This is a genomic window from Thermincola sp. GK-1 (assembly GCF_059412445.1).
On sequence record NZ_JBSQAT010000034.1, the window covers coordinates 1 to 4,889 of the forward strand.

The window sequence follows — 4,889 nt, forward strand, 5'->3', positions numbered from 1 at the left end:
ATATTGATTTCGCTTTTTCATGTTTCCATTATAACTTACTTTTTAAATTTTGTGTCTCACCTTATGGGTTCATTATAGTTGCCCCTAATTTGGGAAAAAGAAAACTCCCATTATTGGGAGCGTGATTTTGATGATTTTCGTGTTGACGTTTTAGGAGTTCCGGATTTTCTTGAGTTTTTTCCGAAATTTAGAGCAACCAGGCTGAGAATATACTGATTTAAGCTTATATTATCTTTTTGGGCAGCGAGAGAAAGTTCTTTATGGAGGAACTTTGGGAGTCTAAGAGTAAATTTTCCGCTATATTTATCATTATCCTCTGTTTCTGGTAAAGGTATTGTTTGCCCTCTTTTAAGCGCGGTAGATATCCAAACCATCTTCGCTTCTTCTATATTTTTTAAAGCTTCTTCCGGTGTCTTCCCATCGGACATACATCCTTTAAGTTCAGGTATTTCAGCAAGCCAGCCACCGCCGTCTTCTTCAGAAATAGGTATCAACTTAACGCTATATTTAAGATTTTTGTAGTATTCAAAGTCTATGGTCATACTTTTATTTCTCCTCTCTAACTTCTTTGATTAGAGCAATTAACTTTTTTACATAGATGGCTTTAACTCGGTTATTATGAACAGGCACGGTTATGATAGCATCTGAATTTTCGTCATAAACAGACCAGTGACTACCACTTCCGGGTGGTTCGCATATCAAGCCAAATTTGTTAAGAACCGCTTGAAGCTCTGACCATTTTATGTCTTTGGGATTGTTGAGAATTCTTTGAAACCGTTTCTCGATTTTAGTCACTGGAACCTCCTATGAAATATTAAACAAAAATACCATATTTAATACCAATAATACTTTGCTGGTATTAATTATGATACCATAAAAATAGAATCTGAACAAGGGGCACTTCCTCTAACAACACCCAAAACGGCTCCGCTTCGCTCCGTTCAACTTGCCCCGTCCTCGGCTGTCGTGGTCTTGCGAATAGGGGGCAGGGGTCTGGGGAGGCAAAAACCGCGCCAGCCTGCGGGAAGTCAAAGTTTGTTTAGCCAATATGTCTTAGGCGAAATTGTGCCATCGACGTATCAATTTTTTAAAATAACAGTTCTCATTGAATTAATATGGAGGTATCACTATGAACTTAGGTATTTTCGAGTTATCTATGATGATTCTTTATCCTGTTGTTGGAATTTTAATAATATATTTTGTAATAAAGTCGGCCGTAAAAAATGCTATTAAAGAATTAAAAGAGGAAGGTCATTTATAGAAATTTATTGTAAATAGAGGGATAATAATGCCTTTAGTTAAGGTAGAGATATTCAAAGGTAAGAGTGACACCTATAAAAAAGCCTTACTCAATGGAATTCACGCAGCACTGGTCGAAGCGATCAAGATTCCGGATTATGATAGGATGCAGCGGCTCTATGAATTAGAACCTCAAAATTTCGAGATAGCACAAAATAAAACGTGATCAGCCGTTCCTCAATATGCTCAATTGCGGCAACACGTGTTGGACGAAGCCGCAGCCGTAAAGCATACAGCGGCGCGGCATTTTGGCGGTTAAGCGAAACGGCGCAATTTCGGGGAGGACAAGCATGATAGTTGATTTCTTAAAAAGCAATTCTACTTGGATAAAAGATGTTTTTTCAATTATCTTTACAGGGAGCGCTACTATTGTAGCAATTTTGACATACATTCGGGCCAAAGAAACATTCTTGCAGCCTATAAGAACTGAGGTTATTAAAAAGCAGACTGAAATTCTTACTGAAATTCTGGAAGTGTTTTCTAAACATGAATTTAGCTTAGATCGTGCTCTTGATTATGTAAACGTTGCACAAATCAATGCTTTAAACATTTTGTTTGAGTATGGTTTCATAAATTAAGAATTGAGTAGAAAAAATGATTACCAAAATTTATCGTCTTTCTGTAAGAGAAATAGACAAAAATGCCCGGCCACCTCTTAAAAAGCTAGTTTATGAATTAACCTACCGAGAAGTTCTCCCAAAAGATATTACACAACCTATCACAGAAGTTATATATTTATGCAATCGAGCAGTTCATGGCCAAGAGGTTCGAATACAGGATGCAAAATCTATTGTTGATATAGGCATTTCGTTATTAAGTTACTTAAATGGTTTTATCCATGATTACATTATAAAACCTTCTGAGGTTCTGGAAATCAGCCAACAGGAATTGTCAAATTATAAAAATGCTAAATATCGGGTTGTTAGTATAATACCCTACGTCGAAAGGCCGGTAAAAAATGTTCGTATTGTTACTCAGGAAGGACTTGATCAACTCCTTGAAGGATATGTTAAGGGATTAGCAATTGTCGGACCACAAGAGTCATTTCCTTTTGTTCAGAATGTTCGCCTATCTTCTTCCGCGCGGACTACGGGAATCGATGTATTCCTGCAACCATTTCTTGGATGATAACCAGAGGCTTCCCTCTTTAACGGCCTTAAGTTTTCCTTCCTGGGCCAAACGGCGAAGGTAGCTTGGTTGGTACTGCGTACCTTCTGCTAAAGTACTCAGTGGGACCAGGTCTTCTTCCCCGGAAAGTTTAGGTAACATTAGTTTATTTAAATTGTCCCTTACCGCTCTTGCGACCAGTTCTGCAAGCATTGTGTAATCAGGATTTTTGCTCTGCGCCCGTTCAAGTGCCCGGAGATATTTGGGGCGCTGGCTTTTAAGAATAATTGCCGGTGGATAACCATTAACTATAAGGATATAGTTCATTAACAGCCGGCCGGTTCTGCCGTTCCCATCGCTAAAAGGGTGAATTTTTTCAAATTCGGCATGTATTAGAGCTACCCATTCACAAACGGATAAGTCTCCTGGACCGTCATTTATATTTTCTATTAATTCGTTGATCAAGTCAGGCACGTCACCGGAAGGAGGAAGTTTAAGCGAGCTCCCTCTTATTCTCGGAGTCGGTCCTGTGCGAAATTGGCCGGGCTGGTCTCCTGTTACGGGAGGATATGATGTCCAAACCGGTCCCATAAGTAATTTGTGAATATGGCTTATGTGCTGAACAGTTATTATTTTATCCTGTTGTTTATATGATTCTACTGCCTGCTCGTATACCCACCTTGCTGCATTGGAATAGCCCTGCACCTCTAAGTAATGTCTGATTTCTTTGTTGCCAGTTACAATTTCTTGTTCAACCAGTTTATAAATTTCTCGTGAATTTAGTGTATTTCCCTCCAGAGCTGTAGAATGGTGTGTTTCTTCAAGCCAAATGTCTTTCCAGATTTCATTTGCTTCCAGGTTTGCAGGAAACCCGCCCATTTCTTTATGGAATACGGTTATTTCACTTTTAACTTTCTCAAGCAGCTTCTTTAAGCTGGGTCTTCCCCTGTTCATAGCAATTCCTCCAAATTGTAGCTTTAATTTTAGTTTAACCAACTAGCTACAATTTTATTGTAGCTTTTTATTAAGTTTTTTGCAATAGCTACAATTTGTCGAAAATTATTCCTCATATATATAGGAGTAGTGTCAGCTACGCTGGTACTACCCTTGCCTGCGGCTGGCCTAGCCATCGTTGGCCAGGGAATATGTTTGTATGTTTGTAAGATTGTATGTAAACTTGTAATTATGGCAATTCTTAATCAACCCCACTGGCGGAAAGCTGGTCCCAAGGGCTGCACAAAAAAATTTTCCTACTTGGTTGTAATTCTTCCAGGCGGTAAAAATTTTTTTGCTCCCGTGGGTTGACCTGGGCAAGCCTGACCGGTTGCCTGTAACCAAGGCCGACGGAACTCAGGGATAAGCACAGTCTGAGCTAACCGTCGGCCCACATTTATTGGACCGGTCATTCCTGGCCAGGAAGCAATATTTTATTCAGCCTCAGGAATCTAGGAATCAGCAAGGTTAATGCTTGAGATGGATTTTTATGGTATAATTTAGATGGGACAGACGAACTTTGTTCGTTTAGGGACGTGTTAGGCGAAATATGCCAAACTGATTTGGGGCCAATTTGGGATAAAAAAGAAGACCTCTCAGGATCTTCTTATGGTTTTTTATTATTTTTGTATTCATAATATAGGATTGCATCATAAAAAAGACTGTTCTGAAGTTTTTTCCATTTTAGTCTATCATATGTTGCTTTTAAAAGGAAAGCGTATAATGCGATAAATCCGTAACCGCCATATATAAATAGATTTTTTACAGTTATACTGTTTTGGGCTATGATGATTGTTTTATTTAAAATGGGGTTATTGCCGGTAAAAATACCAAGTACAAAAACTGCTAATGGAATAGGTGAAAAAGATTTAACTGCATCCCATAGTTTTTCTGATAAACTAACTTGAATTTCCGAAAAGTATAGTAGCTGTTTTAAACTCATTAACTCTGTTTCCTTATTGGTTCTTGCTTTATTAATGGCTGCCCATGTATCATGTGTTAAGTAGAAATACTTACTAAGTCCAGAGTAGAGAGTTAGTGATAATACAGTGACCTTTACTAATGTTGCTTTCGCTAGAAGAGTAAATTCTTTCGGAAATATTAATCGTCCGAAATTGTAAATCACCGCAAACACTACAAACCAGAATATCATACTGCCCAAGGAATGTTTAAAAGCTGATATCCGTTGGTATTTTTTATCCTCTTTATAAAAAACATATTCCATAATTTATCTCCTTTCCAATATTTATTTATTGATTATCGATAAATCCCTTTAATAACTTGAGGACAGAATATTTGATTTGCTAAAAAGGTTCAAAAAAACCATTGCATAATTACCATTAGGGTGAGTTTGGCATACATCGACTAAACCAGCTAATAAACGTCAAGACTTTTTTAAAAAATAATTTTCTCACCTAAAAAAGGGCATAGCAAAGCTAGCCTACCGGTGGTAGACTTAAGAAAAGAGTTACTGCCGACTTAACCGAAGA

Annotated in this window: 8 protein-coding genes; 4 read left to right on the forward strand and 4 right to left on the reverse strand. The window is 37.9% G+C overall.

The features are described from left to right. Positions 1 to 110 precede the first annotated feature (110 nt). Complete coding sequence (locus ACSNJE_RS15770) at positions 111 to 542, reverse strand: toxin-antitoxin system HicB family antitoxin (protein WP_495253056.1); 432 nt, start codon at positions 540 to 542, stop codon at positions 111 to 113. A 4-nt stretch (positions 543 to 546) separates the two neighbouring features. Further along, positions 547 to 795, reverse strand: coding sequence for a type II toxin-antitoxin system HicA family toxin (locus tag ACSNJE_RS15775; protein ID WP_495253057.1), 249 nt, complete (start codon positions 793 to 795; stop codon positions 547 to 549). Between the two features lie 334 nt (positions 796 to 1,129). Here ACSNJE_RS15775 and ACSNJE_RS15780 point away from each other — a divergent pair, with 334 nt between their 5' ends. The 4 genes from ACSNJE_RS15780 (at position 1,130) to ACSNJE_RS15795 (ending at position 2,427) form a co-directional block, all read left to right on the forward strand. Then, entirely contained in the window at positions 1,130 to 1,261 is a 132-nt protein-coding gene (locus tag ACSNJE_RS15780) for a hypothetical protein (protein ID WP_013119570.1), read from the forward strand. A gap of 27 nt (positions 1,262 to 1,288) precedes the next feature. Further along, positions 1,289 to 1,465 carry a tautomerase family protein gene (locus ACSNJE_RS15785; RefSeq protein WP_013119571.1) on the forward strand — a complete coding sequence of 59 codons (177 nt, stop codon included), beginning with the start codon at positions 1,289 to 1,291 and terminating at the stop codon, positions 1,463 to 1,465. A 124-nt stretch (positions 1,466 to 1,589) separates the two neighbouring features. After that, the gene (locus ACSNJE_RS15790) at positions 1,590 to 1,877 is read left to right on the forward strand and encodes a hypothetical protein (protein ID WP_495253058.1); all 288 of its coding nucleotides are present in this window, start codon (positions 1,590 to 1,592) and stop codon (positions 1,875 to 1,877) included. Between the two features lie 16 nt (positions 1,878 to 1,893). Next, entirely contained in the window at positions 1,894 to 2,427 is a 534-nt protein-coding gene (locus ACSNJE_RS15795; protein ID WP_495253059.1) for a hypothetical protein, read from the forward strand. Here ACSNJE_RS15795 and ACSNJE_RS15800 read toward each other — a convergent pair. Beyond that, entirely contained in the window at positions 2,368 to 3,360 is a 993-nt protein-coding gene (locus ACSNJE_RS15800; RefSeq protein ID WP_495253060.1) for a Fic family protein, read from the reverse strand. The two genes, ACSNJE_RS15795 and ACSNJE_RS15800, sit on opposite strands and share 60 nt — an antisense overlap. Before the next feature lie 646 nt (positions 3,361 to 4,006). Further along, entirely contained in the window at positions 4,007 to 4,624 is a 618-nt protein-coding gene (locus tag ACSNJE_RS15805; protein WP_495253061.1) for a hypothetical protein, read from the reverse strand. Between the last annotated feature and the right edge of the window lie 265 nt (positions 4,625 to 4,889).

Bases quoted from the DNA above. Each gene is read 5' to 3' on its own strand.
- ACSNJE_RS15770 (WP_495253056.1), bottom strand. From the start codon at position 542: ATGACCATAGACTTTGAATACTACAAAAATCTTAAATATAGCGTTAAG.
- ACSNJE_RS15780 (WP_013119570.1), top strand. From the start codon at position 1,130: ATGAACTTAGGTATTTTCGAGTTATCTATGATGATTCTTTATCCTGTT.
- ACSNJE_RS15785 (WP_013119571.1), top strand. From the start codon at position 1,289: ATGCCTTTAGTTAAGGTAGAGATATTCAAAGGTAAGAGTGACACCTAT.
- ACSNJE_RS15790 (WP_495253058.1), top strand. From the start codon at position 1,590: ATGATAGTTGATTTCTTAAAAAGCAATTCTACTTGGATAAAAGATGTT.
- ACSNJE_RS15795 (WP_495253059.1), top strand. From the start codon at position 1,894: ATGATTACCAAAATTTATCGTCTTTCTGTAAGAGAAATAGACAAAAAT.
- ACSNJE_RS15800 (WP_495253060.1), bottom strand. From the start codon at position 3,360: ATGAACAGGGGAAGACCCAGCTTAAAGAAGCTGCTTGAGAAAGTTAAA.
- ACSNJE_RS15805 (WP_495253061.1), bottom strand. From the start codon at position 4,624: ATGGAATATGTTTTTTATAAAGAGGATAAAAAATACCAACGGATATCA.